Origin of the sequence: Faecalicatena contorta (assembly GCF_021531895.1) — a bacterium.
GTDB lineage: Bacteria > Bacillota > Clostridia > Lachnospirales > Lachnospiraceae > JAFBIX01.
In genome coordinates this window covers 46,907-72,950 of the sequence record NZ_JAFBIX010000009.1, presented here as the reverse complement: position 1 = coordinate 72,950, position 26,044 = coordinate 46,907, and the positions used below count along the sequence as shown (strand labels likewise).

Below are 26,044 nucleotides of genomic sequence, written 5' to 3'. Positions count from 1 at the left end.
ATGAATTTTAACGCATGAACTGATTGATGACATGCAGAACTCCATCTTCATCATTGGATTTGGTAATGTAATCTGCAATTTCCAATACATCCGGTTGTGCATTTGCCATGGCAACGCCAAGACCTGCAACTTCAATCATAGTCAGGTCATTGTAGCCATCGCCGCAGCAGATCATCTCATCTGTAGTTAGACCGATACTCGTCAGTAGCCGCAGCAGAGAGTGCGCTTTATCAATTCCACGTGGCATAATTTCCAAAAAGAAAGGGTCCGAGCAATAGATACTCAGATAGGAGTGGAAATAATCGCATACTTCATCCTTGACTCTTTGAATTATGGAAGGTTCTCCCGTGATCAGAATCTTATTCGTTGGTTCTGTAATGTGTGAAGGAAAATCTTCAACCCTTTCAATCGGCATATGATTAATGTGTGATTCTAGTTCACTGTATTGATTCGGTCTGATACCAGAGAGTAAACGATCTGGAGTGTAGCCGATAATATCTATTCCGGCATATTTTTTTGCAATATGGAATATTGGCTCCGCAACGTTATCGGGTAAGACTTTATTGTAGACTATTTCCTTGCTGCGGCAATCCGTAATACGACCTCCATTAAAAGACAGAATATAGCTGCCGTAATCTGCCAGATGAAGCTGTTCTGCCAGTGGAAGAACGCCATTTGTAGGGCGTCCGCTGGCAAGAACTACTTTTTTTCCGGCTTTTTGTATCTCAATCAATGCATCTAAGGTTGGTTTTGTAATCTCTTTTTTGGAATTGGTTAGTGTGCCATCTAAGTCCAATGCAAGAATCTGATAACTCATAATAGTACTCCTGCTATATGTTTTTTAAGGCATCTACAATCTCAGGGAAATTCATGCCATGGGATGCCTTTACAAGAATGTTGTCACCATCTTTTATGATGTCCCTGATTGCATTCAAAAAGTCTGCTTTCGTAGCAAACCATAATCCTTCTGTGGAAGAAGCAGTTTTTAAAGCGCCATCGACCAGTTCTTTCGAAAGGTCTCCGATTCCACACACCAGATCGATTCCGTGAGAAGCTGCATATTCTCCGACTTCACGGTGAAGTTCTCCTGCTTTCTCGCCTAGCTCACCCATATCACCAAGCACAGCAATCTTGCGGCCAATGGCCATATCCAATACATCAATGGATGCTTTCATGGATATCGGGTTAGCATTGTAACAGTCGTCCAGAATAATCATCCGGTCTGTCTTGATGATATTATTGCGCCCTGGGATAGAAGGAAGACCTTCAATTCCGGCTTTGATTTCTTCCGGAGTAAGTCCTAATGTATATCCAACGGCAGTTCCGGCAAGAGCATTGAAGATCATATGCTTTCCGGGAAGCGGAACGATACATTCAAAAGAAGTATCGTCTGGGAGATGAATTGTACAAGAAGTTCCTCGTAATCCCAATGGCTGAATCTGGTCAGCATAGAATTGATTATCCTCATCAAGACCAAAGAATATAGGTGCTACCCCCTTGATTGGTCCTACTCGAGACAGGAGATCGTCATCTCCATTGAGAATGATCGTACCGCCATCTTTCATGTCCTGAATCATCTGTGATTTTTCCTGAAGGATTCCTTCTCTTGTCTTGAAGAATTCCAGATGTGCGACTCCGATATTGGTAATCACGCAGATATCCGGGCTTGCAACAGAAGAAAGACGGCGCATCTCTCCAAAGTGATTGACTCCCATTTCCAGAATTGCTACCTGATGACTTTCATTCATCTCGAAAATTGTGATAGGAAGTCCCCACTCATTGTTAAAATTGCCAATCGTTTTGTGAACGTTGTACTTTTGAGCTACAACAGAAGCAATCATTTCTTTTGTGCTGGTCTTTCCCACACTTCCGGTGATACCAATTACTTTTACATCAAAAGAATCACGGTATAACTTGGCAATGTCCAGTAGTGCCTGTCCGGTAGATTCAACCAGTATATAAGGATAGTCTGTGTCTCCAAGATCTTCATGGGAAACGACACAAAGTGCCCCCTTTTCGATGGTATCAGGAATGAATTTATGAGCATTGACTCTTTCACCATCAATAGCAACGAACAGATAATTGGGCTGAACTTTACGGCTGTCAATCACAACACCGTCTACTTCCTGATCTAGAATGGAAGTATCTCCGTGATAAGTTCCCTGACAAGCTTTGGTAATATTTCTTAAAGTGAGGTTTTTCATAGTGCATCTCCTCGTTTCTAGTTGTTATAACGTGCTTTGAAAGATTCTTCGATGATCTTCATACACAAGTCACTATATTCGATGCCGGCAGCTTTGGCAGCTTTTGGTAGAAGGCTGGCAGGAGTCATTCCCGGAAGACCATTCATCTCAAGACAATAGAATTTACCATCTGCATCATCGATAATAAAATCAGCACGGGCATATACATCCATACGTAGTGCTTCGAATGCTTTTTCGCCGGCACGCTGTATCTGTGCCTGTGTATCCTCATCAATAGATATCGGTGGACAGATCTCTTGAGCACCACCGGTCTGATATTTATTTTCATAATTGAAGACACCATCTTTTGGAATGATTTCGACTAACGGGAGAGCTTTGCCGGCAAGAATTCCACAGGCAAATTCACGCCCCTTGATATAAGGTTCAACGATGACTTCATCCTCATGAGCAACATCAAAAGACTGATGAATTGCATCGAGATATTCTTCTTCTGTATGAACGATGTATACACCGATGCTGGAACCATTGGAACATGGTTTTATCACCAGTGGAAGATAATATCCTAACTTATCCAAAGGCGTATCTTTGGTCTTTGGAGTAAGAGAGGTCCCGCGAGGGGTCGGAACTTTGGCAGTCTTGTAGATCTCTTTGGTGAGCAGTTTATCCATAGATACAGCACATCCAAGGGAGTTCGGGCCAGTATATTTGATGCCCAGAATATCAAAAGTTGCCTGCAATTTTCCATTTTCCCCAACAGAACCGTGAAGTCCCATAAATGTGATGTCTGCCATGCGGCATAACTCAATGACGTTTGGACCAAGATAACAATCAGACTGGTCAGGACGTGATTTTCTTAAAGCTTCCAGATCAGGAGCAGTGGTCTTGATACCTTCTGCAATTTCAAGACCTGCTCCAGGAAGATCAAAGACTTCCTCGAGTTTCTGAGGATCATAAGGATATCCAAAATATACATCCAGTAAGAATGCCTGATGTCCTTGTTCTCTTAAAGTTTTGCAGATCCCTGCACCAGATATTAATGATACATCGCGTTCAGGACTAAGTCCGCCTGCTAATACAATAATCTTCATAAAAATTGGTCTCCTTTTTTACTGTCATTTTTATTCTGTCATATTCATTTGATCCAATAAAGATTTCTTGACTTCATAGAGTCGCGGAGATAAATCCACGTAAACTCTGTGAGGGTAAAAGAGACGTTTTGTCTCTTCCCAAAGTGTCTTTTTCTCCCGTTTACAATATTCTGCAATCTCCTTCACAGAAGGTGACTTATAGACACATTCACCATTCTTAAAGACTGGAACAAGAATCTCTCTCAGGGTGTAGGAACCGCCAGGAAGTTTCGTCTTTTTCCAAGTCTCAATTGGATCGAACAAAAGCATATCTTCATTGGTGTTGAAGGTCTCTCCGACAAAGCAGATGAGATCAGCCTTTACTTTTCCAGTTGTTTTATCATAGATTCGATAGATTGTCTTGTTACCAGGATTAGTAATTTTTTCCGTATTTTCTGAGATTTTAATCTTTGGTACAAATTCGCCTTCTTCATTCTGAATCGCAGCGAGTTTGTATACACCGCCAAAAGAAGGATTGTCTTTGGAGGTAATCAGGTTCGTACCGACACCCCAGGAGTTAATAGCGGCTCCCTGCATCTTCAGATCGTGCAGCAGATACTCGTCCAGATCATTGGAAGCACAGATGGTTGCGTCCGTGAATCCTGCAGCATCCAGCATCTTGCGTGCTTCTTTCGATAAGTAGGCCAAGTCACCACTGTCCAGGCGAATGCCATATTTCTTAAAAGGCTTACCTGCATCACGGAATTCCCGGAATACGCGAATTGCATTCGGAACACCGGATTTTAAGGTATCATAAGTATCTACCAGCAGTGTACAATTATCTGGATACATCTCTGCATAAGTTTTAAAAGCAGTGTACTCATCTGGAAAGCTCATGATCCAGCTGTGAGCATGAGTTCCCATGACTGGAACGTCAAAAAGCTTTCCTGCCAGAACATTGGAAGTTCCGACACATCCGCCAATGATTGCGGCTCTTGCACCATACAGACCAGCATCTGGTCCTTGCGCTCTTCGCAGTCCAAATTCCATGATCCCGTCACCGTTTGCAGCGAATACAACACGGGATGCCTTTGTAGCAATCAGAGACTGGTGATTAATGATATTCAGAATAGCAGTCTCCACAAGCTGAGCTTCCATGATAGGTGCAACGACTTTTAACAGAGGTTCCTTTGGAAATACAACTGTTCCCTCAGGAATTGCATAGATATCGCCGCTGAAATGAAAACCGCTTAAGTAGTGGAGAAAGTCTTCGCTGAATATTCCAAGACCTCTCAGATAATCTACATCATCATAAGTGAAGTTCAGATTTTTTACGTAATCAATGACCTGATCTAATCCGGCACAAACAGAATAACCATTGTTGCAAGGGTTCTGGCGGAAAAATACGTCAAAGATAACTTTTTCATTTTGCCCTTTTGCATAATATCCCTGCATCATTGTAAGTTCATACAGGTCTGTCAGCAAAGTTAGATCTTGTCTGTTCATTCTTTTTCATACTCCTTTTTTTCAAACCGTTATGAATAATATATTCCGCTATATTATAGCACCAGATGAAGAAAATGTAAAAGAAAAAGTAGTCCTTGTGGAAATTGCGGATTCATACTATAATGGTAGACAAGTATTAATATGAACGAAGATATAAGGAGAAGTCAAATATGACCCCAGTTTATGAAGTAAGAACCAAACATACCGATCAAGTGTTAAAAGATTTCATTACATTTCGCGAAGCGGCAAGGAACATCCATATTACTTTTCGACTTGTAGTGCTTTCCATCTGCAGTCTGACACTTGCAGCATTAGGAAAAGGAACGGTACTGACCTATATTTTTGCCGTAATTGCCGTGATTATATTAGCTTTTACGGCAGTAAGAAAGAGAATCGCATTTTCTAAGCTGGCAAAGGCGGATGTCAATTATCAAAAGAAGAGTGAGATTCATTTTATCTTTGGGGAGAGTGAATTCCGGGTAGATAATCCAGATGCAGGAGATGAGCAGAGGATTAAGTATGGAGAAGTCGAATTCATGTATGCAGATGATAATTATTTTTATATTAATGTAAATAATGATGATCTTCATATGATTCCAAAGGGCGATTTTACTTTGGGAGATGCAGAAGGGTTTTACGATTTCTTTATGCACAAGACTGGGAAGATCTTCCAGCCACTGAAGTTGTCATGGAAGATGAAAGCCGATATATTTAAACAGGCATTGGCAGAGACCCGCGAAGAGAACAGTAAAAAATACGGAAAGTAGATGAACCAAAAAACCAGACGCTATACAAGCGCCTGGTTTTTATTAATTGTTTCCTGGATAATATTCTGACAATATTCTCCGATATGCTTTTTGGTTTCTTTATCCATATCTTTCATATAGATTGGTTTGCCATATTCTAACACTACATGTGTCTTCCGAATAAATGGGAGATGAGCCTCAAAGATAGAGACAGTGTTGTTCAGACTCATCGGAACAATGGCACAGCCAGATTTTTCTGCAATTTTAAAAGAACCATTGTGGAATGGAAGCATGCTTAGTTCCTCGCCATCATTGCGAGTCCCCTCTGGAAAGATGCAGATAGAGATTCCGTTTTTTTCATAGTCAATAGCTTGAAGAATTGTCTTCAGACCTTCCTTTGGATTCTCCCGATCCAGAAAGAGGCAATATAAGCGTTTCATCCAGTCGCGCAGAAGCGGGTAACGGAGCATCTCTTTTTTGGCAACATATCCGGTCAGGCGCCTGCATCGGGAATAGGTAAGAAGAATATCGAAATAACTTCTGTGGTTCCCGATAAAAAGTACGGGCTCATCCGGTACGTTTTCTTCCCCGATTACGGTTACTTCTACACCGGAGATCTTTAGAATTACATTAAATGCCCATTGAACCAGACGAAGGCTCTGGTAGTCACTCAAGTTTTTGTTGAACTTTCCAATGATCCATTCAATGCCCAGTACCGGGATTCCCAAAAATAAATACAGGAATAAAAATAATACTACAAGTAGAAACCTTATCATCTGTATGAACCTCCCAATTTGATGCGTGTTTCATTAATATCTTCCATATAAATGTGTCATTTCTTTCAGGTCATCTGCTAATTCCTGACTCAGTACCCCTTCTTTATACCGCCAACTCCAGTTGCCGGACGCTTTACCTGGTGTATTCATTCGGGCGGATGAGCCATATCCAAGAACATCCTGCATTGGAAAGATTGCATAGCGTGCAATGCTTCCAAGCGCTGTGCGGATCAGATCATGGCTGATATAAGCAACATCTCTATTCCGTGTGTATTGACATACTTTTTTCTGACAGTCCGGATTCAGAGTCAGATACCACCCAAGCGTAGTGTCGTTGTCGTGGGTTCCGGTGTAGCAGACACAGTCAGGAGAAGTGAACTGATGCGGAAGGTAAGAACCCTCTCCCAGAGAATCAAAGGCAAATTGAAGTACTTTCATTCCAGGGAAATGGAATGCATCTCGAAGTGCTTCTACTTCTTCAGTTATAATTCCCAGATCTTCTGCAATAATTGGAAGATCATCACCTAAAGCCTCTTGGATTGCATGGAATAATTCATATCCTGGTGCAAGGATCCATTCTCCGTTGATAGCCGTCTCTTCTCCATAAGGAACCGCCCAGAAAGCCTGAAAACCACGGAAATGGTCAATTCTTAAGATGTCCAGAGAATGAAGCTGATGACGGATCCTAGATATCCACCAGGTAAAACCGTCTTCTAAATGAGCATCCCAGGCATATAGCGGATTGCCCCACAGTTGACCGGTCGCGGAGAAATAATCCGGCGGAACTCCGGCGACCTTCAATGGATAGCCGTTAGAGTCCAGCTGAAACAAGTGCTGATTCGCCCATACATCGGCACTGTCCATGGATACAAAGATCGGAATGTCCCCAATAATCTGAATATCACGTTCATTGGCATAAGACTTCAGTGACAGCCATTCTTTAAAAAATAAAAACTGTAAAAATTGATAATACTGTATCTGATGATGCAAAGTGCTTTGAAGGTGTTGTCTGAATTCCTCGGTCGGAATTCGGTATTCTTCTGCCCAGTCCAGCCAGCATGCTCCGTTGTGTACGTCTTTACAGGCCATAAACAGTGCATAGTCATTCAGCCATTCATTCTGTTCTTCTATAAATTGTTTAAAGTCAGAGAGAAACTGTTCATCGTGAAAAGTTCCATCTGTAAAATGTTCATAAGCAATTCTGAATAATTGCTGCTTCCATGGAATGACACTTCCATAATCAATGTGCTCAGGATCTGAGACCGGACAATCTGTCAGATCTGCCTCTGTGATCAGTCCAAGTTTTAACAGATGAGAAGGGGCGATTAAAAGCGGCTGTCCGGCAAATGCTGAAAAACTCTGATAAGGAGAGTCTCCATATCCGGTAGGTGTTAATGGAAGAATCTGCCACAGATGCTGCCCTCCTTCTGCAAGAAAATCTACAAACTCATAGGCAACTTCTCCCAGATCTCCAATTCCGTAAGGAGAAGGAAAAGAAGTGGGATGCAGCAAGATTCCAGATAGTCTTTTGTTGTTTTTCATAGTTGTTCTCCTTCGATAGTGTTCCATATTAATACTCACTATTATACTATAAAATTGGAATTTTTTCTAGCGTTGTTGTGTATGATGTTAGAGAAGATATGCTGTTAAGAGGGCATTATGAAAAAAATATGTAAGATACTTCTGCTGTCACTGGGATTGTTGGTTCTGACGGCATGTTCTGTAAAAAAAACGGAAGAAGAGAGACTCCGAGATGTTGAGTTTACTGTGCTTGATCACGACGAGATACCAGAAGAATTTCTGGCTGAGATTGAAGCATCAAAAGAAGAACCGATGATGCTGACTTATGGGGATAAAGGATACCTGTATGCAGCTAGAGGTTATGGAGTTCAGGATACCACTGGATATAGTGTGAAGGTAGAGCAGTGTTATGAGACTGAGAATGGAATCCGTGTAGTGACCAGTCTTCTCGGACCAGAAAAAGAAGAAAAGATTCTAAAGAAGAAGACATGTCCTTATGTAGTGATAAAAATGGAATATACGGATAAAGAAGTAGAATTCAGATAGGAGGCTTGACCATGGAATATGTGACAAAACAAATGCAGACATACCAGACAGGAAAATCAATTACAGATCAATTCTATATTGATGATGATTATAATGTACCAGATGCAAAGGGTGATGTGAAGCGAGTGATACTAGGGGAAGGAACCTTACATGTAGAAGACATGAAGGTAGTGGAAAATTATATAAGGGCATCCGGCAAACTGAATTTTAAGGTACTGTATGTGACGGACGAGGGAGAAAATCGGCTTTCATGCCTTGAAGGAAGAATACCATTTGAAGAAATGATCTATCTTGAGCAGGAGCCGATCGGGAATCTATTTGTCCAATCTTCGAGTGTGGATCTGACAGTTACGGTTATTCATTCCAGAAAGCTGAATCTGAAAACACTGGCAGAACTTACCATCTGTTCGGAAGGAAAGAAAGAAAATGAGCTTACCGTAGATATAGAGAGTGATACTCCACTGTATAAAAGATATGAGAATCGGGAGCTTCTTCGGGCATTCCTGACGAAAAAAGATACATACCGTATTAAGGAAGAGGCCGCATTAAGTGGAACAAAGGAAAATATCGGCACACTGCTCTGGACAGAACTTTCCAGCAGAAAATTAGATACTCGACTTGAGACAGATGAATTGAAGATGCAAGGAGAACTACTGCTGTTTTGCCTTTATGAGACTGTGGATGGGAAGACAGACTGGGTGGAACAGGCTATCCCCTATGAAGGACGAATTGAATGTTATGGAGCAGAAGATTCCATGTATCATCAGATATATCCAGAATTGACGGATGTGAATATTGATGTTCGTATGGATGAAGATGGAGAGATGAGGCTGATTGGAGTAGAAGCGACATTGGAAGTGCGACTGATTGTCTATGAAGAGGAAAAAATGGACATTCTTACGGATACATATTCCCTGGAGAAGACTTGTGTGCCAAAACTGTCAGAAGAGATCTTCGAACGCCTTCTGATGCAGAACCATTCGAAATGTAAAGTGACCGAGCAACTCTCGCTCCCAGAGATCAAAGATAATATCCTTCAGATCTGCCATAGCAACGCCAGAATTCAAGTAGAGCATACGGAGGTAACAGAAGGAGGAATTCAGATTGAAGGTGTGCTTCATATCTGTTTTCTGTATGTCAAAACAGATGATGAGATTCCATTTGATACATGGCAGGGTATGATTCCGTTTTCATATCTTCTGGAGAGCAATGAGACTTCCGAAGATATGACCTATGGACTCACCTATGCGGTGGAACAACTTTCCGTTAGCCTTTTGGGAACTGATGAGATTGAGATTAAGGCAGTGCTTGCATTCAACAGCTTCTTGAAGAGCCCGGTAATGATTCAGAATATAGAAGAAATAGAGTTTCAACCTATTGATATGGAAGAAATGGAGAAACGCCCGGGAATTACAGGCTATACAGTCCGTGACGGGGATATTCTGTGGGATCTGGCGAAACGTTATCATACAACAGTGCAAGGAATTATGGAAGTCAATGATTTGGAGACTGAGGAGATAAAATCAGGGGATAAGATATTGATTTTTAAAGAAAATATGAGTATACTATAAGAACACTGTATACAAGATACAAGGAGAAAACATATGGATAAATTAGAGTTAAAGGCACTGGGAAAGATTAATCTGGGGCTTGATGTTCTGGGGCGGAGAGATAATGGATATCATGATGTAAGGATGGTTATGCAGACGGTCTATCTCTATGATCAGATTAAGATAGAAAGGACGAAAGAGCCAGGGATTCAATTGTCGACCAATCTTTTTTATCTCCCGGTAAATGAGAATAATCTTGCATATCAGGCAGCAAACTTATTAATGGAAGAATTTCAGATTTCAGAGGGTGTGAAGATTACGCTGGATAAGCATATTCCGGTTGCAGCAGGAATGGCCGGCGGCAGTTCCAATGCAGCGACAGTTTTATTCGGGATCAATCAGATGTTTTCTCTGGGATTATCGCAGAAAGAGTTGATGGAACGTGGTGTGACGCTGGGAGCAGATGTTCCCTACTGTATTATGCGGGGAACCGTGCTGGCGGAAGGAATCGGAGAAATCCTGACCCCGCTTCCAGATATGCCGAAATGTTATATATTGATTGCAAAACCACCGATTAGTGTATCTACAAAGATGGTATATGAGAAGTTAGATGCTCATGAGATTCAGGAACATCCAGATATCGATGGAATTCTTCATGGACTGGAGAATCAGGATTTGCAGCAGATCGCTTCTTGTATGGGAAATGTGTTAGAGAAAGTGACCATAGAAGAATATCCGGTCATAGAAGAAATCAAGAGTGTGATGAAGGATAATGGTGCGTTGAATGCTATGATGAGTGGAAGTGGCCCGACTGTTTTTGGAATATACGATGATAAGCAACGGGCGAAAAATGCAGCATCTAAGATAAAAGAATTACAATTGGCAAAGCAGGTGTATGTGACGAATATACACAATGCAAGGAGGAAATAGAAGATGGATACGAATTTTCAAGTCAATATGAATGAATATCTCCCGTTAAGGGATGTTGTGTTCAATACGTTACGGCAGGCAATTCTGCGGGGTGAGTTAAAGCCGGGAGAACGCTTGATGGAGATTCAGCTTGCGAATAAACTTGGAGTCAGCCGTACTCCGATTCGAGAAGCAATCCGTAAGCTGGAGCTGGAAGGCCTGGTGCTCATGATTCCAAGAAAAGGAGCAGAAGTTGCAGATATCACGGAAAAGAGTCTCCGGGATGTATTGGAAGTGCGCAAAGCTCTGGAAGAACTGGCTGTTCAGTTGACTTGTGATAAGATAACTAAGGAGCAGATCAGAGAATTAGAGCAGGCAGCAGAACAATTTAAGAAGACTCTTAAGAGCAATGATATAACAGAAATAGCGGAGGCAGATGTACGTTTCCACGATATCATATATCTTGCTACGGATAATCAGAAATTAATACTGTTGTTGAATAATCTTAGAGAACAGATGTATCGGTATCGAATTGAGTATCTGAAGAGAGCCGATAAATATTCCCAGCTGCTTGCGGAACATGAAGAGATTATCCGCCGTATTGAGAAGAAACAGAAGAAAGAAGCGGCAGAGATCGTATGTAAACACATTGACAACCAGGTTGCAGCGGTAATGGATCTGATTCGCACAAAAAATAATTAATATCTGAATAAATGAAGATTCATATGTTAACACTTCTGATAACATAGAAGGAGGTCTGATACATATGAATCTTCACAGAGAATTTTATCCGAAATATAGAATCAAGCAGTGGATCTGTACAATATTGGGAATCTGTATTGCATTCATTATAACCGTTACATTTTCCTGTCATAGAATGGAGCAGGTGAATGCTAAGGTATCTCAGACACAGGAACAGCTTGCGAAAGAAGTGTTCCGTTTTCATGTATTGGCGAACAGTGACAGTGAAGAAGATCAGAAGGTGAAATTGCAAGTCAGAGATGCGGTGTTGGAATATATGAAAGAGAGTATGTCTGATAAGACGGAAGGAGAAATGAGTGCACAGAAAACAAAGGAGTGGGCGCAGCAACATCTGACAGAATTGGAAGAGGTTGCCGATAAAGTACTTGAAAAAGAAGGATATGATTACCTTGCAAAGGCAGAGGTGACAACATGCTATTTCCCAGATAAGCGTTATGGCGATGTCCTCTTTCCGGAAGGGTGGTATGAGGCTCTTCGCATCAGATTGGGCGAGGCAGAAGGTCATAACTGGTGGTGCGTTCTATATCCTAATTTATGTTTTACCAATGCAACATGTGCAGTAGTCAGTGAAGATGGGAAAAAAGAATTAAAGAAGGCGCTGACGGCTGAGGAATATGAGATGGTCACGGCCACTTCAGACTTTAAGATAAAATGGTTTTTCTTCGGAGATGCCTCAGAAGAAAAATAGAAGAAACACGGAGGCAGTTATATGACTGAGTTTTTAGTAAGACATTTTGTAAAGAATTACGAAGAGACGGAAAAGGTGTCTGTCCGTACCGCCTATGGTGTGTTGGCGAGTGTGGTAGGCATCTTTTGTAATGTTTTTTTATTTGCGGTGAAATGGATGATCGGATTCTTCCTGCATAGTATCGCAGTTATGGCGGATGCATTTAATAATCTGTCAGATGCAGGGTCCTCGATCATCGGACTGGTCGGGGTGAAGATGGCCAGTAAGCCAGCAGATGAAGACCATCCTTTTGGACATGGAAGAATCGAATATATTGCGGCATTGATTGTTGCATTTTTGGTACTTCAGGTTGGATTTACATTTTTTAAGGATTCGATTGGAAAGATACGCGAACCAGAAGAGTTAAAATTTCAGCTGGTATCGATTATTATCCTGATCTTGTCCATTGGGGTAAAATTATGGATGGGGTATTTTAATAGAACATTAGGCAACAAGATCAATTCCAAAGTTATGTTGGCAACGGCGGCAGATGCCATGGGAGATGTTATCACCACATCTGCGACCATTCTGGCGATTCTGTTTTGGAAAGTTACGGGCATTAATATTGACGGCTTTGTGGGAATTGGCGTGTCATTGGTTGTTATGTGGGCCGGAGTTGGAATTGCGAGAGATACATTGGAACCATTGATCGGAGAAGCGGTAGATCCGGAAGAATATGAGAGAATTACGAATTTCGTAGAGGGTTATGATGAAATTGTCGGAAGTCATGATCTGATCGTACATAATTATGGACCGGGGAGAAGTATGGCATCTATTCATGCAGAAGTACCGAACGATGTGGATATTGAAGTGTCGCATGAGATTATTGACCGGATTGAGAGAGATGCAATCAAGAATCTGGGAATCTTTCTGGTCATCCATATGGATCCGATTGAGACAAAGGATACGTATGTATTACAAGTCCGGGAGCAGGTAGAACAGACGCTGGAAGCTTTGGATCCTGCGGTTTCTATTCATGATTTCCGTATGGTTGATGGAAAAGAACAGGTGAATCTGATCTTCGACATGGTTGTACCATTTGAATATGACAAGAAGAAGCAGGATGAATTGCGTATGACATTGATTAAGCTTCTGCAGATTGTTGATCACAGATATCAGTGTGTCATTACGTTGGAAAGGAGTTATGTAGCCAGTGCAAAAGAATCATAAGTATACATTTGAAAGCAGAATCCGATTCAGTGAAGTAGATCATACGAAGCGGATTACATTGCCGGGAATTATTAATTATTTTCAGGATTGCAGTACCTTTCATTCGGAGAGTCTCGGGGTAGGGATTGATTACTGTGCAAAACATAAACGAGCATGGATTCTATCGGCCTGGCAAGTGATTGTAGAGCGTTATCCGATGATGGGAGAGCCAGTAAGTGTCAGCACCTGGGCGACCGAGTTTCAGGGGCTGTATGGGATTCGTAATTTTTGTATGCAGGATGCAGGAAAGCAGAATGTGGCATATGCGAATTCTGTATGGGTGTACATGGATATGGAGAAAGGCAGGCCTGTAAAGCCGGATGAACAAGAAATCGCACTCTATGGATCAGAGGAGCCATTAGAAATGGAATATGCGCCGAGGAAGATCAATCTTCCGAAAGAGACAATAGAGAATACACCATTTCCGGTAAGAAAATATCATATTGATACCAATGAGCATGTGAACAACTGTCAGTATGTGCAGATGGCACTGGAAGTACTGAAGGAACCAATGGAAGTTCGGCAGCTCAGAGTAGAATATAAGAAGTCTGCGGTATATGGAGATGTAATCTGTCCAAGGACAGCTTATGAAGAAGATCGTACCGTGATTGAATTATGCAATGAAAAAGGGAAACCTTATGCAGTAGTGGAATTAAAATAAAATACGGAAGGAATCAGTCTTTGATGGAAAAGGTGGATGTAATAGATAATTATTTGACCAGGCAAAAGCGACGAGTCTTATATCCTCAAATGGGAGGAATGGGGCTCCAGTTAGTACCCTATACAATGTATCAGATCTTTGAAGATGGGGATAAACAGAAGGGAATATTGACCCGGTGAAAACGATGCTTCAGGGTACACCTGAAGAAGTCCGAAGAAAAACCGAAGAGTTGCTGGACAGTATGGAGGGGCATAAAAACTTTATGCCGTCTTTCGGATGTGATTGTCCAATCAATACTCCAATAGAGAACCTGAATATGGTAATAGACATTGTGAAAGGTTGGAAGATAAAGGAATGAGAACAACAGATACAATTGAGGAGTTTATGGAACGTATACACCTGCCTTCGGGTGCAGTTGATGAAGTATTGCGGTTTCAGATGACAGAAGAGGAGCTGGCAGAGTGGGAGAAACGGTTCCAAAATGACAGAGATGATTTTTTTTCACAGTTGGAACTGCGAGAAGATCAGAAATTAAGAACATTATATCTATATATTAGATTTGCACTGAAGATGAAACCTGTTTTTTTAGAAAATAATATTTCAGAAAAAATATATTATGATACATTTTATGACCTGACTATCTGGTGTAAGTGGTGTAAAAAATATTATGGTATCTATGGAATGGTCGAGGCAAGATGGTATGAGCGATTATATGAGATGAAAGTATTCCGTCTGGGAAGACTTGAATTTGAAAAGATTATTCTGGAAGAAGATATCCAGTATTCTGGCGGCGTTGTGAAAAAGGGAGAAAAGGTGATAGGAGTCCATATTCCGGAAGGTGGACCACTTTTGCCGGAAGCGTGTGATGAATCTTTTGCACTTGCGGAAAAATTCTTCCCGGAAGAATACAAATTATATACTTGTTCTTCATGGCTGACATCTCCGGCATTATATGAATTGTTGGATGAAACGAGTAACATCCTGAAGTTCCAGAAAAGATTTGAGATCCTGGATATTCAATATATGTTCCCATTAGCAGAACAAAGGGTATATGGAATCATAAAGGAAGATAAAAACGAGTATTCGGAAGATACTCGTTTACAGAAAAATCTGAAAAAATTTTTACTTGAAGGAAAAAAAGTAGGAATAGCATTGGGAGTTATGAAAAGGAGCAATTAGCTCCTTTTTGCTATTTCTGCATTTACCCTGTTTCTGAGAGATATGAGGTAGAAATCGGATTTAGGGAATGTAGTGAAAGTTAACGGCTCACTCAGTTCGTCTTCAATCAGATGAAGTACGAATTCTTTATCTGTAAGAGACTCTAATAATTTCAAAGCGCGGTAGTCGCATAGAGCTTCGTAATGTACCATCATACGGATCGATTCTTTTGGCAGTCCGTCAGAACCAGGATATACAAGAAATGCATCCCCGGAAGGAAATGCGTGACCGGCATCTGTGACCGCATAAGGGTCAAGACACATCGTTGAATAGTGGTCGTAATAAAAGTTATATCCCCAATGAAGAATTCCGATAATATCGTACTTATAGATCTGAATACCATAGATTCGATTCCGGGCAGAAGGCATAGACATAAAGCGATTGCTTACATCAACACATTGTGCGGTACAATAATATACCCACATATCAGTCAGACCATTCTGGAAGAACAGGTCAATCTCATCATTGCCAGGAACTGGTTTGTCAACGAGTCCGTGTTTATAAAATTCATAGCTGGATAAGGCATCCTTTTTACCAGCACATTAATTGGATTTATTTTTGCAAAGTATGAATTTAAATATAAAAAGGTTTTATTTGTGCTTCTTTTATCAACAATGATGGTGCCAGGACAGGTGACAATGATTCCGCAGTATCTTATGATACAGAAAATGGGGCTTTTTAATACATTGTGGGCTTTGATCGTCCCTAATCTCATCAGTGCGTTTGGTATCTACTTAAGCAGGCAGTTTATTGCAGATATTCCTGACAGCCTTTGTGAAGCAGCGAAAATAGATGGGGCAAATTCATGGAGAATATATTGGCATGTGATTCTGTCTAATATAAAACCAGCAATAGGAGCTCTTGGGATTTTTACTGCATTAGGTATATGGAATGATTACCTGAGTCCATTAATTATGCTGAATGATATTGATAAGATGACATTACCGTTGGCTTTAGCGATCTTTTCAAATCAGTATTCGACAGATATTACAACAACAATGGCCGCAGCTGCAATGATCATGTGTCCAATAATAATAGTTTTTTTATTGTTCCAAAAACAATTCGTGCAAAGTGTTGCATTAAGTGGAATGAAATAAAAAACAGCTTTCTGCTTGAAATTGAGAAGAGCAGAAAGCTGTTTTTTGTTCTATAAAACTGAAAAATTAAGATATTGATTTTTGGACAAAACAAAAGTATACTATAATAACACTGTATACAAGATGCAAGGAGGCAGTCATGGCATTAACAGATAATCTGGGGAAAAAAGTAAGATTGATGGTAGTAAAGGAAGTAGAATTTGGTGTGTATCTTGGAAATAGCCAGGAGAAGGTACTTCTTCCCAAAAAGCAGGTTCCGCGCGGAATAGAAATCGGTGATCCGGTCGAAGTATTTTTATACAAAGACTCGTCCGACCGATTGATCGCAACAACCAGTGAACCAAAGATTACATTGGGGGAACTTACCGTGCTTCGTGTAGTAGATACTGGAAGGATTGGAGCATTTCTTGACTGGGGATTGGAGAAAGATCTTTTATTGCCGTTCAGGGAGCAGACTGCAAAGATAAAGAAAGGGGACGAAGTGCTTGTTGCCCTTTATATTGATAAGTCAGGAAGACTGTGTGCGACTATGAAGGTCTACGATAGACTGCAGAGTGATTCGCCATATCAGAAGGATGATCAAGTGGAAGGAACAGTCTATGAGATCAGTGATAATTTTGGTGTATTTGTGGCAGTAGATAATCGTTATTCCGCATTGATTCCGAAGCGAGAAGCTTTTGGAAAGCTGAGAGTCGGAGACCATGTACATGCAAGAGTCGTGAAGGTGAAGGAAGATGGGAAGCTTGACTTAAGTGTGCGTGAGAAAGCATTTCTTCAGATGGATGCAGATGCAGATTTGATCATGAAACGCATGGAAGCTTATGGTGGCAGCCTGCCATTTACAGATAAGGCGGAACCGGAATTAATCAAGAAAGAATTCGGGTTAAGTAAAAATGCATTCAAGCGTGCAGTGGGACGTTTACTAAAAGAAGGAAAGATACAAATTAGCGAAAAACATATTGAAATTCGAAAGAAATAGGTTATAATAGGGGCGAAGGAATATAACGTAAAAAGGAGATAGTGAGATGAAAGTACAGAATATTACAAACATTGAAAAGTTTTTTAATGCAGTTGATGAGTGTAAGGGAAGAGTAGAATTAGTAACTGGCGAAGGTGACAGATTGAATTTAAAATCTAAGCTGTCTCAGTACGTATCCATGGCAAATATCTTTTCAAATGGCGAGATTCCGGAATTAGAGCTTATTGCATATGAGAAGGAAGATATTGATAGATTAGTGAAATTCATGGTTGATGGTGAGTAGAATCTTACGTGAATGCAGACAGAAGGTGTTCCTTTCGGAAGGGGCACCTTTTACTTATATATAGAAATATTTTTGAAGTGCGTAATACAAAAGAGCAGGAAAAGGAGTAGGTATGAGTTTTGCACATCTTCATGTCCATACAGAATATAGTCTGCTGGACGGTTCGAATAAAATAAAAGAATGCGTATCCCGTGTGAAAGAGCTGGGGATGAACAGTGTGGCTATCACGGATCATGGTGTAATGTTTGGAGTGATTGATTTTTACCGTGCGGCAAAAGCAGTGGGGATTAAGCCAATTCTGGGATGTGAAGTTTATGTGGCACCAGGTTCACGCTTTGACAAAGAAGCCGCAGGAAGCGGGGAAGAACGATATTATCATCTGGTCTTGCTGGCGGAGAATGACTTAGGATATCATAATCTGATGAAGATTGTATCGAGGGGATTTACAGAAGGATATTATTACAAACCCCGTGTAGACCTGGAAGTACTGAAAGAATTTCATGAGGGAATCATTGCTCTGAGTGCATGCCTTGCGGGGGAAGTTCAGAGAAATATTCTGCGTGGAATGTACAGCGAGGGTAAAGAAGCAGCACTTCGGTATCAGAAGATATTTGGGGAGGGAAACTTCTTCCTGGAATTACAAGACCACGGTATGCAAGAACAGAAGATGGTGAATCAGTCGTTGCTTCGAATGTCGCAGGAGACGGGAATTGAACTGGTGGCGACTAACGATATTCATTATACCTATGCAGAAGATGAGAAGCCACATGATATGCTGCTTTGTATCCAGACTGGAAAGAAACTTTCGGATGAAAACCGTATGCGCTATGAGGGAGGACAGTATTATATCAAATCCGAAGAAGAGATGCGCACATTATTCCCTTATGCACTTCAGGCTTTGGAAAATACACAGAAGATTGCAGACCGTTGTAATGTAGAGATTGAGTTTGGGGTGACAAAACTTCCAAAATATGATGTTCCAGAGGAATACACCTCTTGGGAGTATTTGCAGCATTTGTGCTGTCAGGGACTCAAGAAGCGATATCCATCTGGTGATGAATCTTTAAAGAATCGGTTGGAATATGAATTGTCTGTCATTAAGTCCATGGGCTATGTGGATTATTTCCTGATTGTGTGGGATTTTATCAAGTATGCCAAGGATCATGGTATTATGGTGGGGCCGGGACGTGGTTCGGCAGCCGGAAGTATTGTGGCATATTGCCTGGAGATTACCAGCATTGATCCGATTAAGTATCAGTTGCTGTTTGAACGTTTTCTGAATCCGGAACGTGTATCCATGCCTGATATAGACGTGGATTTCTGTTTCGAACGGCGCCAGGAAGTGATTGATTATGTGGTGGAAAAATACGGTTCAGACCGGGTGGTTCAGATTGTTACGTTCGGTACGATGGCAGCGAAGGGAGTCATTCGTGATGTGGGACGCGTCATGGATCTGCCTTATGCGTTCGTGGATTCTATCGCCAAGATGATACCAAAAGAACTGAATATAACATTGGATCGTGCATTGAGCATGAATCCGGAGTTGAAGAAGTTGTATCAGGAAGATGATCGGGTCCATGAATTGATTGACATGTCCAAGAGACTGGAAGGTCTTCCAAGACATACATCTATGCATGCGGCAGGAGTCGTAATCAGTCAGAAATCTGTAGATGAGTATGTACCATTGTCACTTGGATCTGACGGATCTGTAGTTGCGCAGTTTACAATGACGACATTGGAGGAACTGGGCCTTTTAAAGATGGATTTTCTGGGGCTTCGTACTCTTACGGTAATTCAGGATGCGGCGCGTCTGGCAAGTGAAAGCGCAGGAGAAAGGATAGATATTAATCAGATTGATTATGATGATAAACGTGTCCTGGAGTCGATTGGAACAGGAAAGACTGACGGAATCTTCCAGTTAGAAAGTGGCGGAATGAAGAGTTTCATGAAGGAGCTGAAGCCGCAGAATCTGGAGGATATTATTGCCGGAATCTCTTTATACCGACCGGGACCGATGGATTTTATTCCACAATATATCAAAGGAAAGAACCATCCAGAAACGATTACGTATGACTGTCCGCAGCTGGAGCCGATCCTTGCACCGACCTATGGATGTATTGTGTATCAGGAACAGGTTATGCAGATTGTACGAGATCTGGCCGGTTATACATTGGGACGAAGTGATCTCTTGCGCCGTGCGATGTCTAAGAAAAAGGGCGAAGTAATGGAGCGTGAGCGGAAGAACTTTGTGTACGGCAATCCGGAAGAAGGGGTGCCGGGCTGTATCGCCAACGGAATTGATGAGGAGACGGCCAATAAGATTTATGATGAGATGATTGATTTCGCAAAATATGCATTTAACAAATCTCATGCAGCTGCGTATGCGGTGGTATCTTATCAGACAGCCTGGTTAAAATATTATTATCCGGTAGAGTTTATGGCAGCGCTTATGACCTCTGTCATTGATAATCCGGGAAAAGTATCAGAGTATATCTACACATGCCGACAGCTTGGCATTGAGATTCTTCCTCCGGATATAAATAAAGGCGAAGGAAGTTTCTCTGTAGATAATGGAAATATCCGCTATGGACTTGCTGCAATCAAAAGTATTGGCAGACCGGTCATAGATGCAATAATTGCTGAGAGGAACGCCAGAGGTGAATTCAAGAATCTGAAAGATTTTATTGAACGATTATCAGGAAAAGAAGTAAATAAACGAACCATAGAAAGTTTCATCAAATCAGGGGCTTTTGATAGTTTGGGTGGAACCCGCAAGCAGTTCATGGTTATCTATGTGAAGATCCTGGATCAGGTGAATCAGGAGCGTAAATACTCTATGACAGGACAATTGTCTTTGTTCGATATGGTTGATGATGACCAGAAAGCTGAATTCGACATTCCGCTTCCTCCTGTAGGTGAGTATGAGAAGGAGACAAAACTTGCGTTTGAAAAAGAGGTACTGGGCATCTATCTCAGTGGTCACCCAATGGAAGAATACGAAGAAAAGTGGAAGAAGAATATTTCCAGAACAACCTTAGATTTTCAATTGGATGAAGAGACTGGAAGAACGAAGGTTCACGATGGCGCCAGAGAGATCGTGGGTGGAATCATAACCTCGAAGACTATCAAATATACGAAGAATAATCAGACGATGGCATTTATTACGCTGGAAGACTTGGCAGGTTCTGTGGAAGTTGTAATCTTCCCAAAAGTCTATGAGAAGAATCAGCAATATTTGAACGAAGAGGGCAAAGTCTTTGTAAAAGGAAGAGTGTCAGAAGAAGATGAGGCGGCAAGTAAGCTGATCTGTGAGTCGATTGTTCCATTTGAACAGACAAAACGAGAATTGTGGTTGCAATATGCGGATAAAGAGGCGTATTTATCAAAAGAGAAGGAACTTTTGGAATTGTTGAAAGACTCCGATGGATCCGATTCTGTGGTCATATATTGTAAAAAAGAGAAGGCAATCAAACGTCTTCCGGCAAACAGAAATGTAAGTGCAGACAAAGTTTTATTGAGCAAATTGACGAATTATTTGGGAGAATCTTGTGTAAAAGTAATCGAAAAACCCATTGAAAACCTTTGATAATTAATGTACAATGTTGCACGAGAGAGATAGATTTCCATAGGGATTAAATTAAGAATACGATGGAGGGATAATTCATGGCAGACAAAGTAATACGTACGATAGGTGTATTGACAAGTGGCGGTGACGCACCTGGAATGAATGCAGCAATCCGTGCGGTAGTTAGAACAGCATTAGGAAAAGGCCTGAAGGTCAGAGGTATCAGAAAAGGATATCAGGGACTTTTGGATGAAGAGATTATTGATCTGTCCGCCAGAGACGTGTCTGATACAATCCAGCGCGGAGGAACAATTCTTCAGACGGCGCGTTGTGAAGAGATGCGTACAGAAGAAGGACAACAGAAAGCTGCAGCAATTTGTAAGAAATATGGAATTGACGGATTAGTAGTCATCGGTGGAGATGGTTCCTTTGCCGGAGCTCAGAAGTTAGCAAACCTTGGAATTAATACAATTGGAATTCCGGGAACTATTGATTTGGATATCGCATGTACAGAATATACAATCGGATTTGATACAGCAGTAAATACAGCAATGGAAGCAATCGATAAAGTTCGTGATACATCAACTTCTCATGAAAGATGCTCTATCATCGAGGTTATGGGAAGAGATGCCGGATATCTTGCTTTGTGGTGTGGTATTGCCAATGGTGCAGAGCGTATTCTGATGCCAGAAGAGCACGACTACAACGAAGAAGCAATCGTAGCAGACATTCAGGAATGCAGAAAACGTGGTAAGAAGAATTACATCATCATCAACGCAGAAGGCGTCGGTGACTCACTGAACATGGCGAAGAGAATCGAAGAAGCAACCGGAATGGAGACCAGAGCAACCATTATCGGACACATGCAGCGTGGTGGAAGCCCGACATGTAAAGACCGTGTATATGCATCCATCATGGGAGCAATGGCAGTGGATCTTCTGATCGCAGGAAAGAGCAATCGTGTAGTAGGCTACAGACACGGAGAATACGTTGATTTCGATATCAACGAAGCATTGAAGATGCAAAAAGGAATTCCAGATTACCAGTACGAAATCGCAAAAGAACTCGCATTGTAAGATTGAAAGATAGAGAAAAAAGAGGCAAAAATGCCTCTTTTTTTTCATTTGGGTACAGGGCATTTTTTAATTGGGGACGTAGTAAAGTTAAAAAAGTCTACGTCCTCTACTTGAAATCGTGAGGGGCAAACGGTACAATGGGTAGTACGAATGTATGATAAAGGAGATTATTATCGTGGAGATGAATTCTAAAAATACAGCCCCTGTTGGTGTCTTTGACTCTGGTGTGGGCGGTTTGACGGTTGCCAGAGAGATTATGCGCCAGCTTCCGAATGAGAATCTTGTGTATTTTGGGGATACGGCCAGAGTGCCTTATGGAAGCAAGTCTAAGAATAATATTATCCGATTTTCGCGGCAGATTATCCGTTTTCTTCAGACGAAGAACGTGAAGGCGATTGTAATTGCCTGTAACACAGCCAGTGCGCTGGCACTTGAGACTGTGGAGAAGGAGATAGATATTCCGATTATTGGAGTGATCGTGCCGGGTGCGAGAGCAGCTGTGCAGGAGACGAAGAATGGAATGATTGGTGTGGCAGGAACGGAAGCGACGATTCGAAGTGAGACTTATACGAAGGTCATTAAGAGCATGAATCCGGATGCGGTCGTTATTGGAAAGCCTTGTCCGTTATTTGTACCGTTAGTGGAAGAAGGCTTTGCGAAGCACAAGATCACAGAGGAAGTAATCGATATCTATCTGTCGGATATGAAGAAGACGGATATTGATACCATGATTTTGGGATGTACGCATTATCCTTTGTTGAGATCCAGAATTATTGAGTATTTTGGGGAGAAGGTACATATTGTAAATCCGGCTTATGAGACAGCGATGGATCTGAAATCCATATTGGAAAAGAAAGGAATTGCAAATCAATCGGGAAAACCGGCAGTCTATGATTTTTATGTCAGTGATGCGGCTGAGAAGTTTACGCAATTTGCGAATACGATCCTTCCATATGATGTCGCTGCGACAAAGCAGATTAATATAGAAGAATATTAGGTGATGGTATGACGAAAGAAGTATTATTGACTATATCTGGTCTGCATTATGAGACGACTGGATTAGTGGATGAGGATGAAAATGAGAACGAACCAATTGAAGTCATCACGCCGGCAACATATTATCTGAAGAATGGGAAGCATTATGTTGTCTATGATGAAGTGGTAGAAGGAATGCCGGGGTCTATCAAGAATAAGATTCGCGTTGATGAAGAGGGCAAGCTTGAGATTATGAAAAGTGGCATTTCAAATACACATATGGTTTTTGAAAAAGATAAGATTAACATGACTCAGTATAATACTCCGTATGGGGAATTAATGGTTGGAACACATACAAAAGAGATGAAGGTGGATGTGACCGAGGAGAATATCGATATCCATGTAAATTATGCGTTGGATATCAATAGTGAGATGGTCGCTGACTGTAATATAGCGATTAATATAAAAGCATTGGACCGTTAGGATCCAATGCTTTTATTTGTTGTTGCGCTTGTCTTTATTTGCCACGTAATCTTGCGAAGAAACCTTTCTTCTTCTGTGGTGTCTCTAATGGTCCTCTTAAGCCCTTGACTGCGGTAATGTAGATGCCGCTTACAGTAGCTTTTACTTCCTTTTTCACAGGAATCAGAGGATAGATCTGTGCATCGCACATTAAGGTCATAATCTTCGGACCAACTTTTGCTTTTACAACCGGCACTTTGGAACGGCGAAGATATTTTGGTGTGTTCTCCAGAACGATGGCTGGGAGTCCTGCATCTTTCATCCGCATCTTGCCTTTATCGATAATAAGCATAGATACAGTCTGCGCTACAGCATCCAACTGTTCCTGCTGTTCAGCCTGTCTCTTTTCTGCCTTTTTTCCTAAGAAATACAACACAACACATGCAACAATTAAAACGATTAAAATAACAAGCAATACGATGGTAAACGTACTCACGGCGAACCTCCTAAAATCTATTTTTCACGAACTACATTGTAACATTCTTTGAGCACAAGTGCAAGAGATTTGAGGTTTTAGGGTTACTTTTCCGGTGAGAAAAGGTATAATAATTATAAGTAAGAGAGTGTTGGGGAGGATTATCATGCTTCAGATAGCAGGAGATGGAATCGGAATTGCATATGAATGGATTCTGGATCATTTTTTCTTGATAAATATCGTGTTTTCACTGCTGATCATATTTTTTCAGCGCCGCAATCCCACGACTGTGTGGGCATGGCTTCTGCTGTTGTATTTTATCCCCATTCTGGGGTTTGTACTATATCTGATCCTGGGTCAGAATTTCCATAAAAACCGAATGTTTAAGATGAAGGAAATCGAAGGAGAGATTAAGTATGCCGTTCGCAGACAGGAGGAATCCATCTATAGGAAGAAATTGCGGTTGCGCGATCCTGAGCTGGAAAGATTCAAAGGATTGATCTTATATAATCTGAATGAAGTAGAGTCTGTGTTGACAGATAATAATGATATTCGCATATATACGGATGGAAAGGAGAAGTTTCAGGCGTTGCTTGCAGAGATGGAGCATGCCAGAAATTATATCCATGTGCAATATTACATTATCCGCAATGATGAACTGTGGCAGGAGATTGAAAAGGTATTGATACGAAAAGCAAGACAGGGAGTGGAAGTGCGGGTCTTGTTCGACAGTATGGGATGCAGAGGAATGCATAATTCCGACTGGGTTCGCTTAGAGAAAGCAGGCATTGAAGTGGCAGAATTCTTCCCGGCAGTTCTGGGGAAATTACAACTTCGCGTAAACTATCGAAATCACAGAAAGATTGTAGTTATCGATGGGAGAATTGGATTTGTCGGAGGCTTTAATATCGGACGGGAATATCTTGGAAAGGATAAAAAGTTTGGCTATTGGAGAGATACACATATTTGCATTGAAGGATCGGCGGTTACTTCGTTGGCGGTACGATTTGTGTTAGATTGGAATTATGCGGCCAAGGAGAATCTATTCTTAGAAGATCGACTCTTTGAGATTCCCAATTATGTGCGTAACGGACGTGATCCGGTACAGATTATTTCCAGTGGCCCGGATTCCAGCAGTCAGGAAATTCGTAATAATTATCTCCGTCTGATTCATATGGCGAAGAAGAGTATCTATATACAGACTCCATACTTTATCCCGGATGATAATATACGGGATGCATTGATGATAGCTGCGAAGTCTGGTATTGACGTACGGATCATGATTCCGTGCAAGCCAGATCATCCGTTTGTATATTGGGCGACCTATTCTTATCTAGGGGAAATGATTGAGGCTGGTGCAAGGTGTTATACTTATGATCATGGATTCCTTCATGCGAAATGTATGTGTGTAGATGGGCTTGTGACCTGCATGGGGACGGCCAATATGGATATTCGCAGCTTTAGTCTGAATTTTGAAGTCAATGCTGTGATCTACAGTGCGCGGACAACCGAGAAGTTAGTTGAGGCATTTGAGAATGACATTACAAAGAGTACTCTGGTGACTCGCAAGAAGTATGAACAGAGAAATTATATCGTACGAATCAAAGAACAATTTTGCAGATTGTTATCTCCTGTTTTATGATATAAGATCAGAAAAGAATGAAATAAATGTGAAAAACCTTTGAAAGTCTAGCCAAATGTGCTATAACATAATAGTGCGTAATTTTGTT

The 26,044-nt window shown here is 41.2% G+C and carries 25 protein-coding genes and 1 pseudogene; 18 read left to right on the top strand and 8 right to left on the bottom strand.

What is annotated here, in order from left to right; genetic code table 11:
* Positions 1-7 precede the first annotated feature (7 nt).
* Genes JQM81_RS04780 through JQM81_RS04765 form a run of 4 tightly spaced genes read right to left on the bottom strand, consistent with a single transcriptional unit; the run spans position 8 to position 4,777 of the window.
* Complete coding sequence (locus JQM81_RS04780) at positions 8-817, bottom strand: Cof-type HAD-IIB family hydrolase (RefSeq protein WP_235232397.1); 810 nt, start codon at positions 815-817, stop codon at positions 8-10.
* 13 nt (positions 818-830) lie between these two features.
* The gene (locus JQM81_RS04775) at positions 831-2,204 is read right to left on the bottom strand and encodes a UDP-N-acetylmuramoyl-tripeptide--D-alanyl-D-alanine ligase (RefSeq protein ID WP_235232396.1); all 1,374 of its coding nucleotides are present in this window, start codon (positions 2,202-2,204) and stop codon (positions 831-833) included.
* A gap of 17 nt (positions 2,205-2,221) precedes the next feature.
* Positions 2,222-3,292: a D-alanine--D-alanine ligase family protein gene (locus JQM81_RS04770; protein WP_235232395.1), complete on the bottom strand. Its 1,071-nt coding sequence runs from the start codon at positions 3,290-3,292 to the stop codon at positions 2,222-2,224.
* Positions 3,293-3,322: 30 nt separating this feature from the next.
* Positions 3,323-4,777 carry a nicotinate phosphoribosyltransferase gene (locus JQM81_RS04765; protein WP_235232394.1) on the bottom strand — a complete coding sequence of 485 codons (1,455 nt, stop codon included), beginning with the start codon at positions 4,775-4,777 and terminating at the stop codon, positions 3,323-3,325.
* Between the two features lie 170 nt (positions 4,778-4,947).
* On the opposite strand from JQM81_RS04765, the gene JQM81_RS04760 reads away from it, so the two are divergent.
* Entirely contained in the window at positions 4,948-5,544 is a 597-nt protein-coding gene (locus JQM81_RS04760; protein ID WP_235232393.1) for a YcxB family protein, read from the top strand.
* 20 nt (positions 5,545-5,564) lie between these two features.
* Here JQM81_RS04760 and JQM81_RS04755 read toward each other — a convergent pair whose 3' ends face one another.
* The gene (locus tag JQM81_RS04755) at positions 5,565-6,299 is read right to left on the bottom strand and encodes a lysophospholipid acyltransferase family protein (RefSeq protein WP_235232392.1); all 735 of its coding nucleotides are present in this window, start codon (positions 6,297-6,299) and stop codon (positions 5,565-5,567) included.
* Between the two features lie 33 nt (positions 6,300-6,332).
* The gene (malQ, locus tag JQM81_RS04750) at positions 6,333-7,841 is read right to left on the bottom strand and encodes a 4-alpha-glucanotransferase (protein WP_235232391.1); all 1,509 of its coding nucleotides are present in this window, start codon (positions 7,839-7,841) and stop codon (positions 6,333-6,335) included.
* Positions 7,842-7,958: 117 nt separating this feature from the next.
* On the opposite strand from malQ, the gene JQM81_RS04745 reads away from it, so the two are divergent.
* From JQM81_RS04745 to JQM81_RS04705, 9 genes are all read left to right on the top strand, one after another.
* Positions 7,959-8,366, top strand: a complete 408-nt coding sequence (locus JQM81_RS04745; RefSeq protein ID WP_235232390.1) for a protease complex subunit PrcB family protein — start codon at positions 7,959-7,961, stop codon at positions 8,364-8,366.
* An 11-nt stretch (positions 8,367-8,377) separates the two neighbouring features.
* Positions 8,378-9,937, top strand: a complete 1,560-nt coding sequence (locus JQM81_RS04740) for a DUF3794 and LysM peptidoglycan-binding domain-containing protein (protein WP_235232389.1) — start codon at positions 8,378-8,380, stop codon at positions 9,935-9,937.
* 33 nt (positions 9,938-9,970) lie between these two features.
* Complete coding sequence (ispE, locus tag JQM81_RS04735) at positions 9,971-10,846, top strand: 4-(cytidine 5'-diphospho)-2-C-methyl-D-erythritol kinase (protein WP_235232388.1); 876 nt, start codon at positions 9,971-9,973, stop codon at positions 10,844-10,846.
* Positions 10,847-10,849: 3 nt separating this feature from the next.
* Positions 10,850-11,527 (top strand): GntR family transcriptional regulator, encoded by a 678-nt coding sequence (locus JQM81_RS04730; RefSeq protein ID WP_235232387.1) that lies wholly within the window; start codon positions 10,850-10,852, stop codon positions 11,525-11,527.
* Positions 11,528-11,591: 64 nt separating this feature from the next.
* On the top strand, positions 11,592-12,275 hold the full coding sequence (gene spoIIR, locus JQM81_RS04725; protein WP_235232386.1) for a stage II sporulation protein R: 684 nt from the start codon (positions 11,592-11,594) through the stop codon (positions 12,273-12,275).
* A 21-nt stretch (positions 12,276-12,296) separates the two neighbouring features.
* A complete protein-coding gene (locus JQM81_RS04720) occupies positions 12,297-13,484 on the top strand; it encodes a cation diffusion facilitator family transporter (RefSeq protein WP_235232385.1) in 1,188 nt (395 codons plus the stop codon).
* Positions 13,468-14,184 carry an acyl-[acyl-carrier-protein] thioesterase gene (locus JQM81_RS04715; RefSeq protein ID WP_235232384.1) on the top strand — a complete coding sequence of 239 codons (717 nt, stop codon included), beginning with the start codon at positions 13,468-13,470 and terminating at the stop codon, positions 14,182-14,184. Before JQM81_RS04720 ends, JQM81_RS04715 begins: the two co-directional genes overlap by 17 nt.
* A gap of 166 nt (positions 14,185-14,350) precedes the next feature.
* Entirely contained in the window at positions 14,351-14,542 is a 192-nt protein-coding gene (locus tag JQM81_RS04710; RefSeq protein ID WP_328282594.1) for a uroporphyrinogen decarboxylase family protein, read from the top strand.
* A complete protein-coding gene (locus tag JQM81_RS04705; RefSeq protein WP_235232383.1) occupies positions 14,539-15,363 on the top strand; it encodes an acyltransferase domain-containing protein in 825 nt (274 codons plus the stop codon). The genes JQM81_RS04710 and JQM81_RS04705 overlap by 4 nt, the downstream gene beginning before the upstream one ends.
* On the opposite strand, the pseudogene JQM81_RS04700 reads toward JQM81_RS04705, so the two are convergent.
* A pseudogene (locus tag JQM81_RS04700) lies at positions 15,360-15,872 on the bottom strand (DUF4091 domain-containing protein); the annotation flags it as partial. The gene JQM81_RS04705 and the pseudogene JQM81_RS04700 sit on opposite strands and share 4 nt — an antisense overlap.
* Positions 15,873-15,926: 54 nt before the next feature.
* Here JQM81_RS04700 and JQM81_RS04695 point away from each other — a divergent pair.
* The 7 genes from JQM81_RS04695 to JQM81_RS04665 all read left to right on the top strand — a co-directional run bounded on the left by JQM81_RS04695 (position 15,927) and on the right by JQM81_RS04665 (position 23,860).
* Positions 15,927-16,499 (top strand): carbohydrate ABC transporter permease, encoded by a 573-nt coding sequence (locus JQM81_RS04695; RefSeq protein ID WP_328282593.1) that lies wholly within the window; start codon positions 15,927-15,929, stop codon positions 16,497-16,499.
* A gap of 139 nt (positions 16,500-16,638) precedes the next feature.
* Positions 16,639-17,478, top strand: coding sequence for a S1 RNA-binding domain-containing protein (locus JQM81_RS04690; RefSeq protein WP_235232380.1), 840 nt, complete (start codon positions 16,639-16,641; stop codon positions 17,476-17,478).
* A 46-nt stretch (positions 17,479-17,524) separates the two neighbouring features.
* Positions 17,525-17,761, top strand: a complete 237-nt coding sequence (locus tag JQM81_RS04685) for a polya polymerase (protein ID WP_235232379.1) — start codon at positions 17,525-17,527, stop codon at positions 17,759-17,761.
* Between the two features lie 112 nt (positions 17,762-17,873).
* Entirely contained in the window at positions 17,874-21,347 is a 3,474-nt protein-coding gene (locus JQM81_RS04680) for a DNA polymerase III subunit alpha (protein WP_235232378.1), read from the top strand.
* Between the two features lie 77 nt (positions 21,348-21,424).
* Positions 21,425-22,402 (top strand): 6-phosphofructokinase, encoded by a 978-nt coding sequence (pfkA, locus tag JQM81_RS04675; protein WP_235232377.1) that lies wholly within the window; start codon positions 21,425-21,427, stop codon positions 22,400-22,402.
* Between the two features lie 154 nt (positions 22,403-22,556).
* Complete coding sequence (gene murI / locus JQM81_RS04670; protein WP_268826444.1) at positions 22,557-23,399, top strand: glutamate racemase; 843 nt, start codon at positions 22,557-22,559, stop codon at positions 23,397-23,399.
* 8 nt (positions 23,400-23,407) lie between these two features.
* Positions 23,408-23,860 carry a DUF1934 domain-containing protein gene (locus JQM81_RS04665; RefSeq protein ID WP_235232376.1) on the top strand — a complete coding sequence of 151 codons (453 nt, stop codon included), beginning with the start codon at positions 23,408-23,410 and terminating at the stop codon, positions 23,858-23,860.
* A gap of 34 nt (positions 23,861-23,894) precedes the next feature.
* Here JQM81_RS04665 and JQM81_RS04660 read toward each other — a convergent pair whose 3' ends face one another.
* Positions 23,895-24,335 (bottom strand): hypothetical protein, encoded by a 441-nt coding sequence (locus JQM81_RS04660; RefSeq protein ID WP_235232375.1) that lies wholly within the window; start codon positions 24,333-24,335, stop codon positions 23,895-23,897.
* 145 nt (positions 24,336-24,480) lie between these two features.
* Between JQM81_RS04660 and cls the strand changes: the two genes are divergently transcribed.
* Positions 24,481-25,956, top strand: a complete 1,476-nt coding sequence (gene cls / locus JQM81_RS04655; protein WP_235232374.1) for a cardiolipin synthase — start codon at positions 24,481-24,483, stop codon at positions 25,954-25,956.
* The last annotated feature ends 88 nt before the right edge of the window (positions 25,957-26,044 follow it).

What these genes read in the sequence shown, in the direction of transcription:
- pfkA (WP_235232377.1), top strand. Translation starts at nt 21,425, where the DNA reads ATGGCAGACAAAGTAATACGTACGATAGGTGTATTGACAAGTGGCGGT.
- JQM81_RS04680 (WP_235232378.1), top strand. Translation starts at nt 17,874, where the DNA reads ATGAGTTTTGCACATCTTCATGTCCATACAGAATATAGTCTGCTGGAC.
- cls (WP_235232374.1), top strand. Translation starts at nt 24,481, where the DNA reads ATGCTTCAGATAGCAGGAGATGGAATCGGAATTGCATATGAATGGATT.
- JQM81_RS04705 (WP_235232383.1), top strand. Translation starts at nt 14,539, where the DNA reads ATGAGAACAACAGATACAATTGAGGAGTTTATGGAACGTATACACCTG.
- JQM81_RS04730 (WP_235232387.1), top strand. Translation starts at nt 10,850, where the DNA reads ATGGATACGAATTTTCAAGTCAATATGAATGAATATCTCCCGTTAAGG.
- JQM81_RS04720 (WP_235232385.1), top strand. Translation starts at nt 12,297, where the DNA reads ATGACTGAGTTTTTAGTAAGACATTTTGTAAAGAATTACGAAGAGACG.
- JQM81_RS04745 (WP_235232390.1), top strand. Translation starts at nt 7,959, where the DNA reads ATGAAAAAAATATGTAAGATACTTCTGCTGTCACTGGGATTGTTGGTT.
- JQM81_RS04740 (WP_235232389.1), top strand. Translation starts at nt 8,378, where the DNA reads ATGGAATATGTGACAAAACAAATGCAGACATACCAGACAGGAAAATCA.
- JQM81_RS04775 (WP_235232396.1), bottom strand. Translation starts at nt 2,204, where the DNA reads ATGAAAAACCTCACTTTAAGAAATATTACCAAAGCTTGTCAGGGAACT.
- JQM81_RS04685 (WP_235232379.1), top strand. Translation starts at nt 17,525, where the DNA reads ATGAAAGTACAGAATATTACAAACATTGAAAAGTTTTTTAATGCAGTT.
- JQM81_RS04765 (WP_235232394.1), bottom strand. Translation starts at nt 4,777, where the DNA reads ATGAACAGACAAGATCTAACTTTGCTGACAGACCTGTATGAACTTACA.
- ispE (WP_235232388.1), top strand. Translation starts at nt 9,971, where the DNA reads ATGGATAAATTAGAGTTAAAGGCACTGGGAAAGATTAATCTGGGGCTT.
- JQM81_RS04755 (WP_235232392.1), bottom strand. Translation starts at nt 6,299, where the DNA reads ATGATAAGGTTTCTACTTGTAGTATTATTTTTATTCCTGTATTTATTT.
- JQM81_RS04780 (WP_235232397.1), bottom strand. Translation starts at nt 817, where the DNA reads ATGAGTTATCAGATTCTTGCATTGGACTTAGATGGCACACTAACCAAT.
- JQM81_RS04665 (WP_235232376.1), top strand. Translation starts at nt 23,408, where the DNA reads ATGACGAAAGAAGTATTATTGACTATATCTGGTCTGCATTATGAGACG.
- malQ (WP_235232391.1), bottom strand. Translation starts at nt 7,841, where the DNA reads ATGAAAAACAACAAAAGACTATCTGGAATCTTGCTGCATCCCACTTCT.
- JQM81_RS04770 (WP_235232395.1), bottom strand. Translation starts at nt 3,292, where the DNA reads ATGAAGATTATTGTATTAGCAGGCGGACTTAGTCCTGAACGCGATGTA.
- JQM81_RS04760 (WP_235232393.1), top strand. Translation starts at nt 4,948, where the DNA reads ATGACCCCAGTTTATGAAGTAAGAACCAAACATACCGATCAAGTGTTA.
- murI (WP_268826444.1), top strand. Translation starts at nt 22,557, where the DNA reads ATGATAAAGGAGATTATTATCGTGGAGATGAATTCTAAAAATACAGCC.
- JQM81_RS04690 (WP_235232380.1), top strand. Translation starts at nt 16,639, where the DNA reads ATGGCATTAACAGATAATCTGGGGAAAAAAGTAAGATTGATGGTAGTA.
- spoIIR (WP_235232386.1), top strand. Translation starts at nt 11,592, where the DNA reads ATGAATCTTCACAGAGAATTTTATCCGAAATATAGAATCAAGCAGTGG.